The 342-nt window shown below is 38.9% G+C and carries 1 protein-coding gene; it reads right to left on the bottom strand.

Annotated elements, in window-relative coordinates:
* The coding region (locus tag AOA61_RS02700; protein WP_218197334.1) for an LCP family protein at positions 1–292 on the bottom strand (292 nt) is incomplete at its 3' end.
* Between the last annotated feature and the right edge of the window lie 50 nt (positions 293–342).

Below are 342 nucleotides of genomic sequence, written 5' to 3'. Positions count from 1 at the left end.
AGTTTTCAACTGTACTGACAGCCATATCTGCACCGCCAAATGCATACGCGTGATTTATTTTGTCGTCAAACCCTCGTCCAATTATTTCAGTACGAGTATCACGAGGTATACTCATCATTTTCATAGAATTATCTGCAGGGTTCACAGTAATGACCATCAACGTATCAGTTCTTCCCCGGTCAGAAGATCGAGCGTCAACTCCCATTATTAAAAATGATAGTGGTTCACTTTGTTCAATATCCACCACTTTAAATCTTTTTTCAGATTTTTCGCGTTCGAGAGGCGTGTGCATCTTATTATCCACTGTTCCTTGTACACTTTTATACATATAAAAACCATAGC

The sequence above is a fragment of the Pseudomonas sp. 2995-1 genome, assembly GCF_002742505.1.
Lineage (GTDB): Bacteria > Pseudomonadota > Gammaproteobacteria > Pseudomonadales > Pseudomonadaceae > Aquipseudomonas > Aquipseudomonas sivasensis.
This window is presented reverse-complemented; position numbering and strand designations above follow the sequence as displayed.